At 63.8% G+C, this 16,196-nt stretch carries 17 protein-coding genes; 8 read left to right on the top strand and 9 right to left on the bottom strand.

Annotated features, from left to right (window positions below; all coding sequences use genetic code 11):
* Nucleotides 1-43 precede the first annotated feature (43 nt).
* From AC0L3A_RS02060 to AC0L3A_RS02045, 4 genes are read left to right on the top strand one after another with little or no spacing between them, the layout of a single operon-like run.
* Nucleotides 44-895 (top strand): phosphodiesterase, encoded by an 852-nt coding sequence (locus AC0L3A_RS02060; protein ID WP_473253517.1) that lies wholly within the window; start codon nucleotides 44-46, stop codon nucleotides 893-895.
* Between the two features lies 1 nt (nucleotide 896).
* Nucleotides 897-1,847: a carbohydrate ABC transporter permease gene (locus tag AC0L3A_RS02055; protein ID WP_035992818.1), complete on the top strand. Its 951-nt coding sequence runs from the start codon at nucleotides 897-899 to the stop codon at nucleotides 1,845-1,847.
* On the top strand, nucleotides 1,844-2,713 hold the full coding sequence (locus AC0L3A_RS02050) for a carbohydrate ABC transporter permease (protein WP_007591903.1): 870 nt from the start codon (nucleotides 1,844-1,846) through the stop codon (nucleotides 2,711-2,713). Before AC0L3A_RS02055 ends, AC0L3A_RS02050 begins: the two co-directional genes overlap by 4 nt.
* 11 nt (nucleotides 2,714-2,724) lie before the next feature.
* A complete protein-coding gene (locus tag AC0L3A_RS02045; RefSeq protein WP_007591904.1) occupies nucleotides 2,725-4,056 on the top strand; it encodes an ABC transporter substrate-binding protein in 1,332 nt (443 codons plus the stop codon).
* Between the two features lie 101 nt (nucleotides 4,057-4,157).
* Here the strand turns inward: AC0L3A_RS02045 and AC0L3A_RS02040 are convergent, their stop codons facing one another.
* Nucleotides 4,158-5,156, bottom strand: coding sequence for a zinc-dependent alcohol dehydrogenase family protein (locus AC0L3A_RS02040; RefSeq protein ID WP_007591905.1), 999 nt, complete (start codon nucleotides 5,154-5,156; stop codon nucleotides 4,158-4,160).
* A 103-nt stretch (nucleotides 5,157-5,259) separates the two neighbouring features.
* Here AC0L3A_RS02040 and AC0L3A_RS02035 point away from each other — a divergent pair, with 103 nt between their 5' ends.
* Both AC0L3A_RS02035 and rnd read left to right on the top strand, forming a co-directional pair.
* Nucleotides 5,260-6,159, top strand: a complete 900-nt coding sequence (locus AC0L3A_RS02035; protein WP_473253516.1) for a LysR family transcriptional regulator — start codon at nucleotides 5,260-5,262, stop codon at nucleotides 6,157-6,159.
* Between the two features lie 373 nt (nucleotides 6,160-6,532).
* Nucleotides 6,533-7,684 (top strand): ribonuclease D, encoded by a 1,152-nt coding sequence (gene rnd, locus AC0L3A_RS02030; protein WP_007591909.1) that lies wholly within the window; start codon nucleotides 6,533-6,535, stop codon nucleotides 7,682-7,684.
* A gap of 188 nt (nucleotides 7,685-7,872) precedes the next feature.
* Here rnd and AC0L3A_RS02025 read toward each other — a convergent pair whose 3' ends face one another.
* From AC0L3A_RS02025 to AC0L3A_RS02005, 5 genes are all read right to left on the bottom strand, one after another.
* Nucleotides 7,873-9,255 (bottom strand): aspartate aminotransferase family protein, encoded by a 1,383-nt coding sequence (locus AC0L3A_RS02025; protein WP_007591914.1) that lies wholly within the window; start codon nucleotides 9,253-9,255, stop codon nucleotides 7,873-7,875.
* 158 nt (nucleotides 9,256-9,413) lie between these two features.
* Nucleotides 9,414-9,584 (bottom strand): hypothetical protein, encoded by a 171-nt coding sequence (locus AC0L3A_RS02020; protein WP_007591915.1) that lies wholly within the window; start codon nucleotides 9,582-9,584, stop codon nucleotides 9,414-9,416.
* 30 nt (nucleotides 9,585-9,614) lie between these two features.
* A complete protein-coding gene (locus AC0L3A_RS02015; protein ID WP_007591916.1) occupies nucleotides 9,615-10,178 on the bottom strand; it encodes an isochorismatase family protein in 564 nt (187 codons plus the stop codon).
* 25 nt (nucleotides 10,179-10,203) lie between these two features.
* Entirely contained in the window at nucleotides 10,204-10,824 is a 621-nt protein-coding gene (locus tag AC0L3A_RS02010; RefSeq protein WP_007591919.1) for a GNAT family N-acetyltransferase, read from the bottom strand.
* Complete coding sequence (locus AC0L3A_RS02005; protein WP_473253515.1) at nucleotides 10,811-11,428, bottom strand: hypothetical protein; 618 nt, start codon at nucleotides 11,426-11,428, stop codon at nucleotides 10,811-10,813. Before AC0L3A_RS02005 ends, AC0L3A_RS02010 begins: the two co-directional genes overlap by 14 nt.
* Before the next feature lie 71 nt (nucleotides 11,429-11,499).
* Between AC0L3A_RS02005 and AC0L3A_RS02000 the strand changes: the two genes are divergently transcribed.
* A complete protein-coding gene (locus AC0L3A_RS02000) occupies nucleotides 11,500-12,540 on the top strand; it encodes a LysR family transcriptional regulator (RefSeq protein ID WP_219683173.1) in 1,041 nt (346 codons plus the stop codon).
* A 79-nt stretch (nucleotides 12,541-12,619) separates the two neighbouring features.
* On the opposite strand, the gene AC0L3A_RS01995 is transcribed toward AC0L3A_RS02000, so the two are convergent.
* Nucleotides 12,620-13,780, bottom strand: coding sequence for an autotransporter outer membrane beta-barrel domain-containing protein (locus AC0L3A_RS01995; protein WP_473253514.1), 1,161 nt, complete (start codon nucleotides 13,778-13,780; stop codon nucleotides 12,620-12,622).
* 377 nt (nucleotides 13,781-14,157) lie between these two features.
* Between AC0L3A_RS01995 and AC0L3A_RS01990 the strand changes: the two genes are divergently transcribed.
* On the top strand, nucleotides 14,158-14,364 hold the full coding sequence (locus AC0L3A_RS01990) for a cold-shock protein (protein WP_007591938.1): 207 nt from the start codon (nucleotides 14,158-14,160) through the stop codon (nucleotides 14,362-14,364).
* Between the two features lie 95 nt (nucleotides 14,365-14,459).
* Here AC0L3A_RS01990 and purN read toward each other — a convergent pair whose 3' ends face one another.
* On the bottom strand, nucleotides 14,460-15,113 hold the full coding sequence (purN, locus tag AC0L3A_RS01985; protein ID WP_219683175.1) for a phosphoribosylglycinamide formyltransferase: 654 nt from the start codon (nucleotides 15,111-15,113) through the stop codon (nucleotides 14,460-14,462).
* Nucleotides 15,113-16,186: a phosphoribosylformylglycinamidine cyclo-ligase gene (gene purM, locus AC0L3A_RS01980; protein WP_473253513.1), complete on the bottom strand. Its 1,074-nt coding sequence runs from the start codon at nucleotides 16,184-16,186 to the stop codon at nucleotides 15,113-15,115. The genes purN and purM overlap by 1 nt, the downstream gene beginning before the upstream one ends.
* Nucleotides 16,187-16,196: the final 10 nt, after the last annotated feature.

Genomic DNA, 16,196 nt, shown 5'->3' with positions numbered 1-16,196 from the left:
TCTTGCCGGAGGCGCCCACCCTCCAACGATCCTGACAAGTGCCATGCCTTTCAAGTTCATCCACATCACTGACACGCATCTCGCGAATCCCGGGCTGAAGCTCTATGGCCTCGACCCGCGCGCCCGACTGGATGCTGCGATTGCCGACATCAACAAGCATCACGCCGACGCGGCCTTCGCGGTCGTGACCGGCGACCTCACCCATTGGGGCGAGGCTGAATCCTACGCCAATTTCACCGACGCAATGGCGGCGCTGAAAATCCCCTACATCGCCATGGTCGGCAACCACGATCGCCGCGTCACCTGCCTCGATAGCCTGAAGGCGGCGCCGCGCGATCCCAACGGCTTCGTGCAGGGCACCCGCACCACTGAGCACGGGCTGTTCGTCTTCCTCGACACGCTGGACGAGACCAGCCATGCCGGCGAGATGTGCGCCAAGCGCCTCGGCTGGCTCGCGAGCACGCTCGCGGCCGCGCCGGCCGACATGCCGTTCGTCGTGTTCATGCACCATCCGCCGTTCACGGTCGGCGTCCATGCGATGGACGAAATCTCGCTGGCACAGAGCGCCGAATTCGCCGAGGTGATCGCACCCTATCGCTCGCGCATCCGCCACCTCTTCTTCGGCCACGTGCACCGGCCGATCTTCGGCAGCTACGGCAAGATCCCGTTCTCGACGCTTCGCGGCACAAACCACCAGGTCTGGTTCGAGCTCGACGCTGCCGCGGCCGAGCATCTCGCCAGCCACGAGCCGCCGGCCTACGGCGTGGTGCTGATCGACGGCGAGAACCTGGTCGTGCACAGCCACGACTTCCTCGACACCAGTCTGCGCTTTCCCTTCGAGCCACCGGGGGGAGTGGACGGCCGCGACTATGCGCTCAATACCCCGGCGCGATGAGATGAGCTTCGCAGAACCCGCGGCTCTCCCGGTCGCGGCCTCGGCGCCGCCGCGCCTGCATATCCTGAATCGGTTTTCTCACCGCTTCAAAACCTCCCTGCCCGCCTATCTGCTGCTGCTGCCCTCGCTCGTCTTCCTCGCGCTGTTCACCTACGGTGCGATGGGCCGCGTCCTCGTCGACGCGCTCTATCAGCGCGCCACGCCCAGGGCGCCGGTTCGTTTCGTCGGTCTCGACAACATCGCAGCGGTGCTTGCTGACCCCGCCTTCACCGGCGCGGTCGTCAACAATCTCGTTTATGCCGTCGGCACGGCGATCCCGAGCATTGGCCTCGCGCTGCTGTTCGCGCTGGCGCTGTCGCGCACCAACGCGTTGACCAGTGCACTGCGCGCCGCGCTGTTCCTGCCGGTGCTGATCCCGATGGTCGCGGCCTCCGCGCTGTTCCTGTTCATCTTTCTGCCCAATGTCGGACTGCTCGACTATTACATCGGCCGTTTCCTGCCGGTGCTGCCGAATTGGCTCGGCGATTCCGACATCGCGCTCTATGCCATCATGGTCATCACGATCTGGAAGAACGCCGGCTATTACATGCTGTTCTTCCTGGCCGGCCTCCAGGCGGTGCCGGAAGATGTCATGGAAGCCGCCCATCTGGACGGCGCAGGGCCGTACCAGCGGCTGCGCCACATCATCCTGCCCGAGCTCAAGCCCACCTTCCTGTTCGTCACGGTCATCGCCACACTCAACGCGGTCACGCAGGTCGACCACGTCTTCGTCATGACCAAAGGCGGGCCGTCCAACGCGACCAATCTCGTGCTGTTCTACATCTACCAGCAGGCGGTCGAGCACTACGACATCGGCAAGGCCTCGGCAGCGACACTGCTGACGCTTGCGGCGCTGATGGGCCTCACCGCGCTCTCCTTCCGGACCATGGCGAACCGCGAGGGCGGGGCATGAAGCTGATCGGTAAGCTCTTCAAGGACGCCCCGCTCGCCACCCGCCGCGAGATCACGCCAAAGCTCGGCTTTGCGCTGACCGTGCTGCTCGCGGTCGTCTGGCTGATCCCGTTCCTGTGGATGGGCGTGGCGACGCTGCGCCCGGCATCCGACGGCATCAATCTGATGGCCGAGTTGATGCCGAGCCTGAAGCCGACGCTCGACAATATCAGGGACGCCTGGGAGATCGGCGATTTCCCGCGCTACACCCTCAACACTATCATGATCTGCACCGGCATCCTGTTGGTGCAGGTCGTCACGATCACGCTGGCGGGCTTTGCCTTTGCCCGGCTCGACTTCGCCGGAAAATCGCTGATCTTCTATCTGTTCCTGATGCAGCTGATGCTGGTGCCGGTGCTGCTGATCGTGCCCAATTTGAGCCTGGTGGCGCAGCTCGGCCTCTACGACACGCTCACCGGCGTGATGATGCCGTTCTTCGCTTCCGCCTTCGGCACCTTCCTGATGCGGCAAGCGTTTGAGGCTATCCCGACCGAGCTGGAAGACGCTGCCCTGATCGACGGCGCCAGCCTGCTCCAGCGCATCCGCCACATCTACGTGCCACTGTCGATGCCGAGCTTCTCGGCCTTCGCCATCATCTCCGTGACCAGCCACTGGAACGACTTCCTGTGGCCTCTGATGGTGATCAACTCGCCGGACAAGCGGCCGCTCACGGTGGGACTCTCGGTGTTCACCGCGACCGCGGAAGGCACGCAGGCCTGGGGCACCATCGCCGCCGGCACGCTGATGGTGATCGCACCGCTGCTCATCACCTTCCTGATCTTCCAGAAACGCTTCATCAGCTCTTTCGTCACCTCAGGCATCAAATAGGAGATTTCTCGATGCTGTTTTCCCGCAGGATCATGCTTGGCCTTGCCATTGCAGGCACTTTGGCAAGCGCCCTCACCTTCCCGGCGCTGGCCGAAGGCCCGACCGAGATCGACCTGTTCTTCCCCGTCCCCGTCGACGGCAAGCTCGCCCGCGACATGGGCACCCTGATCAAGGAATTCAACGAGACCCACCCCGCGATCAAGGCGACCGCGGTCTACACCGGCTCTTATGACGACACGCTGATCAAGACGCGCGCCTCGATCAAGGCCGGCAAGCCGCCGGCTGCCGTGATCATGTCGGCGAACTTCCTGCTCGATATGCAGATCGAGAACGAGCTCACCAACCTCGATCCCTTGATCGCCGCCGACGGCACCACCAAGGAGCAGTTTCTGGGCCAGTTCTTTCCGGCGCTGCAGGGCAACGCGGTGATCAACCGCTCAGTCTACGGCGTGCCATTCCATAACTCGACGCCGCTGCTCTACATCAACGCCGACAAGGCCAAGGAAGCGGGCCTCGATCCGAGCAAGCCGCCGCAGACCTGGGCTGAATTGACCGACTGGGCCAAGAAGCTCACCAAGCGCGAGGGTGACAAGGTGACCCAATGGGGCATCGCGATCCCCTGCGCCTACGATTATTGCGGCTGGATGATGGAAACGCTCACCATGACCAATGGCGGGCGCTACTACAACGAGGAGTTCGGCGGCGAGGTCTACTACGACACGCCCTCGATGCTGGGCGCGCTGACCTGGTGGAACGACCTCGTCACCAAGCACAAGGTTCACCCGCCCGGCGCGACGCCTGGCCCGGCCGTCAGCACCTCCTTCATTTCCGGCAATGCCGCGATGATGATGCTCTCGACGGGCTCGCTGACCTATGTGCGTGACAACGCCAAGTTCGCCTACAAAGTCGCCTTCATCCCGCGCAACGTCCGCAACGCCGTGCCGATCGGCGGCGCCTCGCTGATCGTTCCGGCGGGCCAGGAAGCCGACAAGCAGAAGGCCGCATGGACGCTGATCAAGTGGATGACCTCGCCCGAGAAGAGCGGCTGGTGGAGCCGCGCCACCGGATATTTCGCCCCCAACATGGCCGCCTACAAGACGCCCGACATGGTCGAATTCCTGAACAAGAACCCGGACGCCAAGACCGCCGTCGAGCAGCTCGAGGTCGCAAAACCGTGGTTTGCGACCTACAAGACCGTACCCGTGCGCAAGACGCTGGAGGACGAGGTCATGCTCGTCCTCAACGGCAAGAAGCAGCCGAAGGAGGCGCTCGTCGCCGCCCAGAAGGCCGCCGACGAGACGCTGAAGCCGTACAATGCGGAGACGTCGCTGAAGCTGCCGTAAGGGCCTCGAAGCTTCGTAGGGTGGATTAGCCGAAGGCGTAATCCACCGAGGCAGTTCCGCGTGTGAGAAAAGTGGTGGGTTACGCCTTCGGCTAACCCACCCTACGGTCCTCCAATCGTTACCACGATCTTGCCGAACTGCTCGTTTGACTCCAGATAGCGATGCGCTTCGACGATCTCCTCAAACTGAAACGTTTTGGCGATGATCGGCTGCAATGCACCGTCCCGCAGCCCGTCGAGGATGAAGGTCTTCGCCTTAGCAAGCCGCGCGGGATCGCGGATGATCTCGTGCACGAGATAGCCGCGTAGCGTCAGGCTTTTGGTCAGGACGCTGAAAAGCGGAAATGGCGTCGGCTCGGGGCTCAGGCCGCCATATTCGATGAGAACGCCACCCGGCGACATCGCGGCGGTGAGCGGCTCAAATATGGGGCCGCCGACCGCATCGAACACCACGCGAACGCCGTTTGAGCCGACGATGTCCTCCAGGCGCGACCGGATGTCCTCTTCCACCGAGGCGATGACGTCGGCGGCGCCAGCATCGCGCAAGGCCTGCCGCTTGATCGAGGTTCGCGTCACTGCAATCGGGATCGCACCGATCCGGTTCGCGATCTGAATTGCTGCAAGCCCGACACTGCTCGACGCCGCCGTAATAACCACCGCCTCCCCTCGCTTTAGCCCAGCAATATCGACCAGAGCGCCGAACGCCGTTAGATATTGCATCCATACCGCGGCCGCCGCGTCGAAGCCGAGCTCGGGCGGGTGCTTCACGACGAACTCCGCCGGAAACGTGATGAGCTCGCCATAAGCGGGCCATCGCACCATCGACACGGGCGGCACGATGCTGACGGCCTCGCCCGGCAAAAAGCCGCTCACGGCTTCGCCGATCGCCTCGACGATGCCCGCGGCCTCGAGACCAAGGCCGGACGGAAACGTCGCGGTCTCGATATAGGTCCCCTTCCGCAAGAGCGCTTCCGCACGATTGAGCCCAAGGGCCTTGACCCTGATCTGCACCTCGCGCCTCCCTGGCGGCGCGACGTCGACGGTCTCGATGCGCAGCACCTCGGGGCCACCATGTCTGTGGAAGCGAACGACGCGCGCCATGAACACACTCCAAAACAATTGAATTGAATGGAGCTATGGCAACCGGGCGGCACTGGATAAAGGGTTCAGAGGGGTGAACAGTCGAAACCAGGAGTTTGCAATCATGGACCGCCTGACCAGCATGGCCGTCTTCGTCAAGGCGGTCGATGTGGGTTCGTTCGCCGCCGCCGCCGATGCGCTCGAAATGTCGGGGCCAATGGTCGGCAAGCACGTTCGTTTCCTCGAGGAGCGCCTGAGCGTCCGCCTCCTCAACCGCACCACACGGCGCCAGAGCTTGACCGAGACGGGCCAAGCCTATTACGAGCGCTGCCGCACTGTGCTCGCTGAAGCCGAGGCCGCCGACGCCGTCGCTTCCGACGAATTGTCCGAGCCGCGTGGCCGGCTCCGCGTGACCATGCCCGCCCTGCTCGGCCGGCACTGCATCGCCCCCTTGCTGATGAAGCTTGCGCGACGATATCCCGATCTGGAGCTCGATCTCTCGTTCGGCGACCCGATCGCTGACATCATCGAGGGCCGCTATGATCTTGCGATCCGGACCGGCGATCTGCACGATCAATCCGGCCTGAAGACGCGGCGCATCGCAAGCCAGCGCATGGTGGTGTGCGGCGCGCGCTCGTATTTGCGCGCCAACGGCAAGCCGAAATCGCTCGACGATCTTGCCCAGCATCAGGCGATCATCTATCGCCGCTCCGGACGCGTCCGGCCGTGGCTGTTTCCCCGCAAGGGCCAGCCTCCGAGCGAAATCATGCCGACGGGAAGGCTCAGGTTCGACGATCTCGATGCGATTGCGGATGCCGCGACACAGGGGATGGGACTGGCCTGGCTGCCATACTGGCTGGTCCGCGAACGCCTACGCGCCGGTACACTCATCAATCTGTTGAGCGGTCAGCCGGGATTCCTCTACGACTGCCATGCGCTCTGGCCCCGCTCGCCCCGGATGCCGCCGAAAGTTCGCGCCGCCGTGGACGCCTTGGCGGCCGCCCTGCCGAAGCTCATGACCTGACGCCGGATGCCACGACGCTGCACGGCATGGCGCACCCGTTAACCCCGCGTCCACCATCCGGCCCGGCCTTCCGCCGGTAACCACGAGAATTAACAGACCCTCAATTCGCCCCAGACAAGTTTAGCAATGTTTCTGAGGGGTTTTGCCGTGGATCTGTTGGTTTTCGAGTTCCTGGGACTGGCCTTGGTCGCCATGTGCGTGGTCGTGGTGGCCCTGCCTTGTACGCGCAAACCCTCCCGGCGGGTCCGCTACGAATAGGATTTTCGTCGGTAAATGCGATTCCGGCCCAAATGCAAGGCTCGAATTCGCTTCGAGCCCCTTGACATCACAGCGCTTTCGGCAGAACGGCTGATGGACTTGTCATGGGCCGTTCATGGATCTGATTACCACCACCGCTGACCTTGCGGCTGCCTGCAGCCGGTTGGCCAAGCACCCCGTCATTACCGTCGATACCGAGTTCCTGCGCGAGACCACCTATTACCCGCTGCTGTGCGTGGTGCAGATGGCCAGCGCCGAGGAAGCGATCGTCATCGACACCCTGGCGGCGGGCATCGACCTCAAGCCGTTCTTCGAGCTGATGGCCAATGAGGCCGTGCTGAAGGTGTTCCACGCCGCCCGGCAGGACATCGAGATCATCTGGCATCAGGCGGGCATCATCCCGCATCCGGTGTTCGACACCCAGGTCGCGGCCATGGTGCTCGGCTACGGCGACAGCATCGCCTACGACGCGCTGGTCGAGAAGGTCACCGGACACCGCCCGGACAAGACTCACCGCTTCACCGACTGGTCGCGCCGGCCGCTGACCAAGGAGCAGATGCACTACGCCGTGTCCGACGTCACGCATCTGCGCGACGTGTTCGCAGCCCTCGATGCCGACCTCAAGAAGCGCCGCCGCAGCGAATGGGTCTCGATCGAGATGGAGGTCCTGACCTCGCCCAAGACCTACGACTTCCACCCCGAGCGCGCCTGGGAACGGCTCAAGACGCGGGTGCGCAAGCCCAAGGACCTCGCGGTCCTGATGGAGGTCGCCGCCTGGCGCGAGCAGGAGGCGCAAAGCCGCGACGTGCCGCGAGGCCGCGTGCTGCGCGATGAGGCCGTCAGCGACATCGCGACCCACGCGCCAAACACGATCGAGAAGCTCGCGAACCTGCGCTCGGTGCCGAAGGGTTTTGAGAAATCCAAATGGGGCGCCGACATCGTCGCCGCCGTCGAGCGCGGCCTGGCGCGCGATCACGCCACGCTGCCGAAGCTGGAAAAGCCGCGCAACAATAACAATGGCGCCGCGATCGTCGAGCTGTTGAAGGTGCTGTTGCGCATGACCGCGGAGCGCCATGCGGTCGCCAGCAAGGTGATTGCGACCGTCGACGATCTCGAGGAGATCGCGGCCGACGACGAGGCCGACGTGCCGGCATTACGCGGCTGGCGCCGCGAGCTGTTCGGCGAGGCCGCACTGAAACTGAAGCGCGGCGAGCTGGCGCTGGCGGTCGAGAAAGGCCGCGTGATCGGGGTTCAGCGGGCGGAATAGGCCGCCATCTCTCCCCAGCGTCGTCCTGGCGAAAGCCAGGACCCATCACCCCAGGGAAGAGTTTGGCGAAGACTCGTCGTTCGGGGCTCCTACCATCCCCATCGAGAGACCTCGCGGTATGGGTCCCGGCCTTCGCCGGGACAACAGGGTGGGTGCGGCGGAACGCTCCGCCTGCATTGACACTTCCCTTACGCCGGCGTCAGCTTCGCCACTTCCGGCTTCATGTCATCAAGCACACCTGAAATCGCCGCGACCAGCTCGTCGATCTGAGCTTTGGTGACGATCAGCGGCGGGCAGATAGCGATGGCGTCGAGCATGTTGCGCGAGATCACGCCGCGCTCCTGCAGCATGCGGCTGGCCATGCCGCCGACGGCGCCCGGCGTTGCCGCCGCGGTCTTGCGCGCCTTATCCAGCACCAGTTCGATCGCTGCGATCATGCCGACACCGCGGACCTCGCCGACCAGCGGATGACTGGTGAGTTCACGCAGCTTGCCTTGCATGTAGCCACCGAGCTCGGCGGCGTGCGCAACCAGTCCCCGCTCCTCGATGATCTTCAAATTCTCCAGCGCAATCGCCGAGCCGACCGGATGGCCGCCCGCGGTGAAGCCGTGGCCGAGCACGCCGATCTTGTTGCTCTCATCGGCGATCGGCTCGAACATGCGATCGTTCATCATGATGGCCGACAGCGGGAAATAGCTCGAGGTGATCTGTTTGGAGACCACGATCGCGTCGGGCTTGATGCCGTAGGTTTCGCAGCCGAACATCTTACCGGTGCGACCGAAGCCGCAGATGACCTCGTCCGCGACCAACAGGATGTCGTATTTGTTCAGCACCTTCTGGATTTTGTCCCAATAGGTCGCCGGCGGCACGATGACGCCGCCCGCGCCCATCACCGGCTCGCCGAAGAACGCCGCGATCGTGTCCGGGCCTTCCTTCTGAATCAACGCATCGAGCTCCTCGGCTCGCCGCGTCGCGAAGGCTTCCTCGCTCTCCCCGGGCGCGCCGTCCTTGTAGAAATGCGGCGAGCCCGTGTGCAGGATGTTCGGGAGCGGCAAGTCGAAAGAGCGGTGGTTGTTCGGCAGGCCGGTGAGGCTGGCGGACGCAATGGTGACGCCGTGATAGGCGCGCATCCGGCTGATCACCTTCTTGCGCTGTGGCTGGCCGAGCGCATTGGAGCGATAGGCAATCAACTTCAGAACGGTGTCGTTGGCCTCCGAGCCGGAGTTGGTGAAGAACACCTTGCTCATCGGCACAGGCGCAAGCGCGACCAGCTTCTCGGCGAGATCGATCGAGGGCCCGTGCGATTTGGCGGAGAAGGTATGATAGAATGGCAGCGCCAGCATCTGCTTGTGCGCGGCGTCGACCAGCCGCTTCTCGTTGAAGCCGAGCCCGACGCTCCACAGGCCTGCCATCGCCTCGAAATAGCGCTTGCCCGACGCATCGAACACGTAGGGGCCCTCGCCGCGCTCGATCACCAGGGGACCGGCCTGCTGATGGGCGCGCGCGTTGGTGTAGGGATGGAGCTGATAGGCCACATCCCGGGCCTCTTGCGAATTGGGCAACATGGACATTTGCGGGCATCCTTGAAAGCGTCACGTCGCCGGCGCGGCCAGCGTCATCACTCGATGATCCAGCTCCTTGGCTATTGCCACCGCGCAAAACTTGCAACGTCAATTCGTCGGCAGCAAGCGCTCACCAGCGTTGCACAAAGCCGCACATCGGGCAGCTGTCACGCCGCGCCGTCGTCATTCCCATCGCCATCGGCCGCAGCGGCCTCCCGCACCTCCACCAGCGCCATCGAGAGCAGATACACCGTCGTGGGCAGACCAAGACGGCGCGCCGCCTCGGCGGCACGCGACAGGTCGCTTGCCAGCTCCTCGAGCTGATCTCCCCGTGACAATGTCCCACTCCATCCGTCGATCGCGGCCGCCTACACCGCAACGGCGCCGCTGGTTCTGATCAGCTCGGCGCTGGACTGGATTGTAGCAAAATTCCCGATCACATTCACTACTGCATGCTTATAGGCGGCAGCATCGCCTGTCCCCGGCTGCCGGCAGGCCACCGCGTCGGCCACCACCTGGAAGCGATGGCTGCGGTGAAACCCGTCGATAGCGGTGGCCAAGACAGTTTCGTCGAGGGAAAAGCCAGCGAGCACGCAACGGACATTGCGGATATTGGACATGTAGTCCACAAACCGCGACGAACTGTAGGCTGACGGCAGCGGGTGCTCGAACGTCATTTCTCCCGGCCGCGGCTTCGCCTCCGCGATCCAATCGGTCAGCCTGGATGCCGGATTGAACCAGGCCGCCTGCGCGATGCGCTTCAGATGCATCACCGGCCAGAGATTGTCGCGCCACAGCGTCAGCAGTTCCACGCAGCGCGCCGTGGCGGCATCGCCGTCGAGGATGACGTGGCGACGTCCGGGGGTCAGATATTCGACCTGGAGATCCGCGCAGACCAGGATCGGCGGATCGTCTGTGACGGAAACCAGCATGGGTTTGCGCGCAGCTGCAGCAGTTTCAACGGCCAGCGAGCGCGACGTCCCGCAGCGGCGACGTCACGGCCCGTCCTGCCGAGGCGTCGAGCACGCCCGGCCGGTCCCAATCGCCCTCGGGGCGGATGATCACGTACGGATCGCTGTCCAGCGTAATGGCATCCGGGCCCGGTTCGATCTCCAGCAGCATTTCCGTGTAGGAGAAGTCGGAAAAGGTGATCTTGCGATTGTGACCGAGCGGCTTGGCCCCGAAATGAGCCCAGAAATCGACCAGCCGGTCCTGCGCCTGGCCGTAGATCTTGCGAAAGCCCTTGCGCTTCACATAGTCGACGCTCGCCTGTACCAGCTTGAATGAGACCCGCGAGCGCCGATATTGGTGCCGCACCGCAAGCCGTTCCACCTTGGCGAAATCGCCGAAGAACCGCACCCGTAGACAGCCCGCAGGCTCGTTGCCGACATAGCCGATGAAATGCGCGGCGACCATGTCGTTCCCGTCGAACTCCTCGTCGAACGGGCAATCCTGCTCGGCGAGATAGACGGCTGAGCGGATCGAGGTGACCAGCATGAGATCGCTGAGATCGCGTGCGAGGCGAATGGTGATGGCGCGGGAATCGGGCTTCGCGAGAGGAATCCTAGTACCGTGCATCTGCAAAACTCCTTGCTTGGATGATCGCGCCCGGCATGCGCATCGGCTGCCGATGCCAGGGCCGCTCGTAGCACCAGAGGTCGGGTTGGAAGCTTGGAACAGGCTCGAAGCCTGTCGCCTTCATGATATCGCGTCCGGCCACGGTTGACGGCTGCGCATAGCAATCCGCGTTGCGAAACCTTAGCTGTCTAAGATGAGCCGCGGCCTTGCCGAGACCGGCGACGCCACGCCCCGTCGTCGCGATCGCCCAGATGTAGATGGCGGAAACGTCTTCCTTCGCGGACGCGAGATGGCACGTCTCGGGCGCGGTGAGGCAGATCTCGTCGAGCAGCAGCGCATCATGCCCGCGATCGTTGAGAAACAGGAAGGCCATGCCGCCGACGAGCTTGCCCTTCCGGCTGAAAGTCAGGATGCTCTCGGGATCGAAGGCGAAATATTTTGCAAGCTCAGTCGCCCCGATCCGAACGCCCGGCACCAGCCGGTGCGCCAGCTGCGAAAGCGCGGCGATTTCGGAAAATTGGGCACGACGGACGTCGACATCCGGACTGAGCGGCAGCGCGTCGAAATCATGCCTTGCGGCAAACGAGCCCCTTTCCATACCCATGTCACCCCTCTATCGTTCGCGGCTTTCGTGCCCCGCTATGACCAAGAGCTTAGCGGCTGGGGATCAGGCGTATGCAGCAGTTATTGCACCGGGGTGCTGCGATAATGCAGCACCGTGAAGAAGCCCTGGACATGTCCTGGGACGATTTGAAACTGTTTTTAGCTTGCGCAAAATATAAAAGTTTCCGCAACGCCGCCGAGGAGCTCGGGCTCACCTCCACCACCTTGATGCGCAGGATCGACCGGCTCGAAGAGAGCATCGACTGCAAGCTGTTCCTGCGCGACCAGAGCGGGCTCACGCTCAGCGACGAAGGCAGCGCGATGATCGCCGACGTGGCGCATATGGAGCGTCATGCCTTCAACGTGTTCCGGCGAGCCTCGCGATCGTCGAACGACATGTCAGGCACCGTGCGGGTCGCGGTGACCGAAGGTCCCGGCAATTTCTGGATCCTGCCGCGACTGATCGACTTCCAGAAGACCTATCGCAAGATCACCGTCGACCTGCGCTGCGCGATGGAACAGGCCGACGTCGCGCGGCTCGAATCCGATATTGCGATCCAGCTCGAGCCGCCGACCAATCCCGATCTGATCGTCGCCAAGCTCGGCCGGCTGCACATCTATCCCTTCGTGTCCAAAGAGTACGAAAACCTCTACGGCGTGCCGGCGAGCCTGGCCGAGCTGAAGAACCACCGCATCATCAAGCAGAGCGCTCCGCAGGTCGACGACGGCGCTTATGCCCGGGTGCTCGGACTTAAGTCGCTCGAGGGCATCGTCGGGATCAAGACCAATTCCTCGGTCGGCGTGCTCTACGCGGTGGAGCGCGGCGCCGGCATCGGATTCCTGCCGACGGTCTCGATCGCGCTCGGCGCCCCGCTCGTCGCCGTCGATCTCGGCGTCAGCCACCACGCCGATCTCTGGCTTACCTATCACAAGGAGTTCCGCGCCTCCGAGCGCCACAAGATCGTGGTCGATTGGCTGAAGAAAATCTTCGATCCCAAGGCCCACCCCTGTTTCCGCGACGAGTTCATCCACCCGAACGCGCTGGCGCCGATGATGACGGTCGCGCGCGAGGGTTTTGGATTGACGGGCTATGTCGCGGCAATGCCGACTTAAAGCTTGAGCATGATCTTTTCGGGAAACCGCTTCGCAGTTTTCCGGATCCTCCTCTGGGCCGACGCGGGCAGGCTTCGCCTCACCACCGATGTTCGAAGCCGACCGCGCCCTGGTGCGACGTCAGCTCCTTGCGGAACTTGCCGTCGTAATTGACGTAGAGCCGCGCCGTGTTGGTCAGGCTGAGCGAGGCCGAGGCGCCGGCATCCGTGCCGTAACGGCTCTCGCCGATGCCGGGCACGACGATGCTCTGACTCCCGAGGCTGACTTGCACCGATCCTAGGTTCTGATGGAAATTGTCGACGAACTTGCCGTAGGCGGACAGGTCCAGGATCTTCTGGTCGAAGATGAAGTAGCGCCCGATCTCGGCTCCGATCATGACGCGCGCGCGCGAGAGCGCCGTCGAGCCGACATTGAGTGGATCGAGGCCGCCAACCTCCTGGAACGCGACGCTGGTGGCGCGGACATATTCCAGTGCACCCTTGGGCACGATCCGCATCTGATCCTTGGTCCAGTAATAGCTGATCTCGGTCAGCGCGCCGTCGACTGCGGCGCGATAACCCGCGGTCGCAAGTCCCAGGCCGGTGTCCCGGCTGGAGCGGACCTTGCCGAAGCCGTGCACCACCGCGAACGCCCAGGTCCAGGGGCCCTTGTCGACGGAGCCGCTGAAGCCGAGTTGCGTCAGGTCCAGCGTGGCGGACTGAAGTGCGAGCGGCACATCGATGTCGGTGTGGCTCTGGTCGACGGAGAAGCCGAGATTGACACCCGGCGCGAGCCGCGCGCCAAGGCCTGCGACACCGCCAAACGTCTTCCGCTTGTCGCCGACAAAGTCTCCTTGTGCATCCGTCCGGACCGAGATGCCGTAACCCTCGAACCAGGTGCGGTAGCGCGGATCTTCCGCGCCCGCCGATGCGCCGCCGCCGCCGGGATTGGTCCGGAACGCCCGGTTGACGCCGCCAGAAGCCTGGCTGCCGAGCCGCTCCAGGAAATTCGAGCCGAGATTGAGCGCGCTGTTGCCGGCCGACTGGTCGTAATTGGTCGCGGTCGGCATCGGAATCGGCGTCGGTGACGGCGTTGGTGTCGGGGTCGGCGTAGGCGTAGGCGTAGGCGTCGGACTTTGCGCAAAGCCTGATGTCGTCGACAGTACCATGATGAGCGCAAACGCCACGGCAGCCGCGATCCAACGGACGCGGTTCAGCCTGATCGCCTGCCGTGTCTCTGAGGGCTGCGACGTGCAGCACATGGCGACAAATCCCGAAGCAAAGGGCGGCGCGCAAAAATGCAACAGGAGCGGCGCACGCGTGCCGCGATTTGTGCCGAACTGTTACTGAGGGTCAACCGGCTGGCGCGTCCAGGCAAAGGCATTGCTTCCGATTGTGGTTCCGCGGCCACAGGTCGCAAATTGCGGACGGGCACTCCGGTCGGGCTCTTGAAATTCGCGCGCGGCTTGCTAACGGGCGATTTTCATGTTGCAATATCGGACACAATCGGAATTGGCCGCTCGACTGTGCGTTTCGCGACATTGAACTCAAGACTCGAACAGACTACCGGAGGCCCGTTTGTGGCGTGGCACGCGAAAAGCGGCCGCGTCGTTTTTGTATCTAGCGGAGGAGACTGAGGATGCCGCAAAAGGGCACCGTCAAATGGTTCAACCCGACCAAGGGCTATGGGTTCATCAAGCCGAACGGCAGTGATAAGGACGTCTTCGTCCACATCTCCGCCGTCGAGCGCGCCGGACTCTCGACCCTTAATGAAAATCAAGTGGTCGAATACGACCTCGTGGAGAACCGCGGCAAGGCATCCGCGGAGAACCTCAAGGTTTCCTGATTGCTCTCGCGGTCTGCGCAAGAGATCATGACGTTGCCCCCGGCTCTGCCGGGGGTTTTTGTTTGGGATGAAAGTATTCCGAGTGCGACGGCGCTTCACCGCACCAACGGCGCAACCAGAAAGTTCTCCGACGGCCCGCTGCCCGCGGTCTTGCACACATCGCCCTCGATCCGGACCTTGCCCGTCGCGAGCAGGCTCAGTGCTGCGGGATAGATGCGGTGCTCGACTTCGAGGATACGCTCCGACAGCGTGTCCGCCGTGTCGTGGTCGCTGACGGGAACGGCGCCCTGCATCACGATTGGACCGGCGTCGGTCTCGGGGATCACGAAGTGCACTGTCGCTCCGGACAGCTTGACGCCGGCGCGCAACGCCTGGCCGTGCGGGTCGAGACCGGGGAACGATGGCAGCAGCGAGGGATGGATGTTGAGCATCCGCCCGTACCAGGCCTCGGTGAATTCGGCCGTGAACAGGCGCATGAAGCCGCCGAGGCAAATCAGCTCGATGCCGTGCTGATCGAGCGCTGCTTGCAGCACCTTCTCGAAGCCGGCGCGGTCCTTGCCGAACGGCTTGCTTTCGATCACCAGCGTCTTCACGCCGCTCGCTTTGGCCCTTTCCAACCCCTGCGCATCGGCCTTGTTCGAGATGACGAGCGAAATCTCCGCCGGAAAATCCGGCGCGGCCGCGCCCTTGATCAGCGCAGCCATGTTGGAGCCACGGCCGGAAATCAGGATGGCGACGCGGCGTTTCATCACAGCGCCAGATCGAGATGGCCGTTATAGACGACGCGGTGCTCGCCCTCGGCGGGGATCACGGTACCGAGCTGTGCCACGATCTCACCGGCGTCGGCGAAGACCTCCACGACCTCTTCGACCTTGTCCGGCTCGACGATCGCGATCATGCCGATCCCACAATTGAAGGTCCGCAGCATTTCGAGCTCGGCGATGCCGGCCTGCGCGGCCAGCCATTTGAACACCGGCAGTACCGGCAGGCGCGCCAGATCGATACCGACGCCGAGATGCTTCGGCAGCACGCGCGGAATGTTGTCGGTGAAGCCGCCTCCGGTGATGTGGGCAAGCCCCTTCACCGCGCCGGTCTCGCGGATCGCGCGCAGGCAGGATTTGACGTAGAGACGCGTCGGCGTCAGCAACGCGCCGCCGAGCGTCATGACGGGCGCAAACGGCGCCTGCGCCCCGAAGCCGAGGCCGGATTGTTCCACGATCTTGCGCACCAGCGAGAAACCATTGGAGTGCACGCCCGACGAGGCGAGCCCGATCACGGCATCGCCGGCGGCGATGTCCTTGCGCGGCAAGAGCGTGCCCCGCTCCGCGGCGCCGACGGCAAAGCCGCCGAGGTCGTAGTCGCCGTCCCTGTAGAGGCCGGGCATCTCGGCCGTCTCGCCGCCGATCAGGGCGCAGCCGGATTCGCGGCAGCCTTCGGCGACGCCGGCGACAATCGACGCGGTCGCCTCCGGATCGAGCTTGCCGCAGGCAAAATAGTCCAGGAAGAACAGCGGCTCGGCGCCCTGCACCACGAGGTCGTTGACGCTCATGGCGACGAGGTCGATGCCGATCCCGCCATGCAGGCCGGTCTCGATCGCGATCTTGACCTTGGTGCCGACGCCATCGGTCGCGGCCACCAGGATGGGATCCTTAAAACCGGCTGCCTTGAGATCGAACAGGCCGCCGAATCCCCCGATTTCGGCGTCGGCGCCGGGCCGTGCGGTGGCGCGCACCATCGGCTTGATCAGGTCGACCAAGCGGTTGCCCGCATCGATATCGACGCCTGAATCGGCGTAAGTGAGGCCGTTTTTGCGGTCGGTCATGCCCGATTTC

It is taken from the genome of Bradyrhizobium sp. MI1.3 (genome assembly GCF_055811695.1).
Note: the sequence above shows the minus strand (reverse complement) of the source record. Positions and strands in the feature narration are given on the sequence as shown.

Excerpts from the sequence above, each read along its gene's own strand:
- AC0L3A_RS02060 (WP_473253517.1), top strand. The coding sequence starts at position 44 with ATGCCTTTCAAGTTCATCCACATCACTGACACGCATCTCGCGAATCCC.
- AC0L3A_RS02055 (WP_035992818.1), top strand. The coding sequence starts at position 897 with ATGAGCTTCGCAGAACCCGCGGCTCTCCCGGTCGCGGCCTCGGCGCCG.
- AC0L3A_RS02050 (WP_007591903.1), top strand. The coding sequence starts at position 1,844 with ATGAAGCTGATCGGTAAGCTCTTCAAGGACGCCCCGCTCGCCACCCGC.
- AC0L3A_RS02045 (WP_007591904.1), top strand. The coding sequence starts at position 2,725 with ATGCTGTTTTCCCGCAGGATCATGCTTGGCCTTGCCATTGCAGGCACT.
- AC0L3A_RS02040 (WP_007591905.1), bottom strand. The coding sequence starts at position 5,156 with ATGGCGCGCGTCGTTCGCTTCCACAGACATGGTGGCCCCGAGGTGCTG.
- AC0L3A_RS02035 (WP_473253516.1), top strand. The coding sequence starts at position 5,260 with ATGGACCGCCTGACCAGCATGGCCGTCTTCGTCAAGGCGGTCGATGTG.
- rnd (WP_007591909.1), top strand. The coding sequence starts at position 6,533 with ATGGATCTGATTACCACCACCGCTGACCTTGCGGCTGCCTGCAGCCGG.
- AC0L3A_RS02025 (WP_007591914.1), bottom strand. The coding sequence starts at position 9,255 with ATGTCCATGTTGCCCAATTCGCAAGAGGCCCGGGATGTGGCCTATCAG.
- AC0L3A_RS02015 (WP_007591916.1), bottom strand. The coding sequence starts at position 10,178 with ATGCTGGTTTCCGTCACAGACGATCCGCCGATCCTGGTCTGCGCGGAT.
- AC0L3A_RS02010 (WP_007591919.1), bottom strand. The coding sequence starts at position 10,824 with ATGCACGGTACTAGGATTCCTCTCGCGAAGCCCGATTCCCGCGCCATC.
- AC0L3A_RS02005 (WP_473253515.1), bottom strand. The coding sequence starts at position 11,428 with ATGGGTATGGAAAGGGGCTCGTTTGCCGCAAGGCATGATTTCGACGCG.
- AC0L3A_RS02000 (WP_219683173.1), top strand. The coding sequence starts at position 11,500 with ATGCAGCAGTTATTGCACCGGGGTGCTGCGATAATGCAGCACCGTGAA.
- AC0L3A_RS01995 (WP_473253514.1), bottom strand. The coding sequence starts at position 13,780 with ATGTGCTGCACGTCGCAGCCCTCAGAGACACGGCAGGCGATCAGGCTG.
- AC0L3A_RS01990 (WP_007591938.1), top strand. The coding sequence starts at position 14,158 with ATGCCGCAAAAGGGCACCGTCAAATGGTTCAACCCGACCAAGGGCTAT.
- purN (WP_219683175.1), bottom strand. The coding sequence starts at position 15,113 with ATGAAACGCCGCGTCGCCATCCTGATTTCCGGCCGTGGCTCCAACATG.
- purM (WP_473253513.1), bottom strand. The coding sequence starts at position 16,186 with ATGACCGACCGCAAAAACGGCCTCACTTACGCCGATTCAGGCGTCGAT.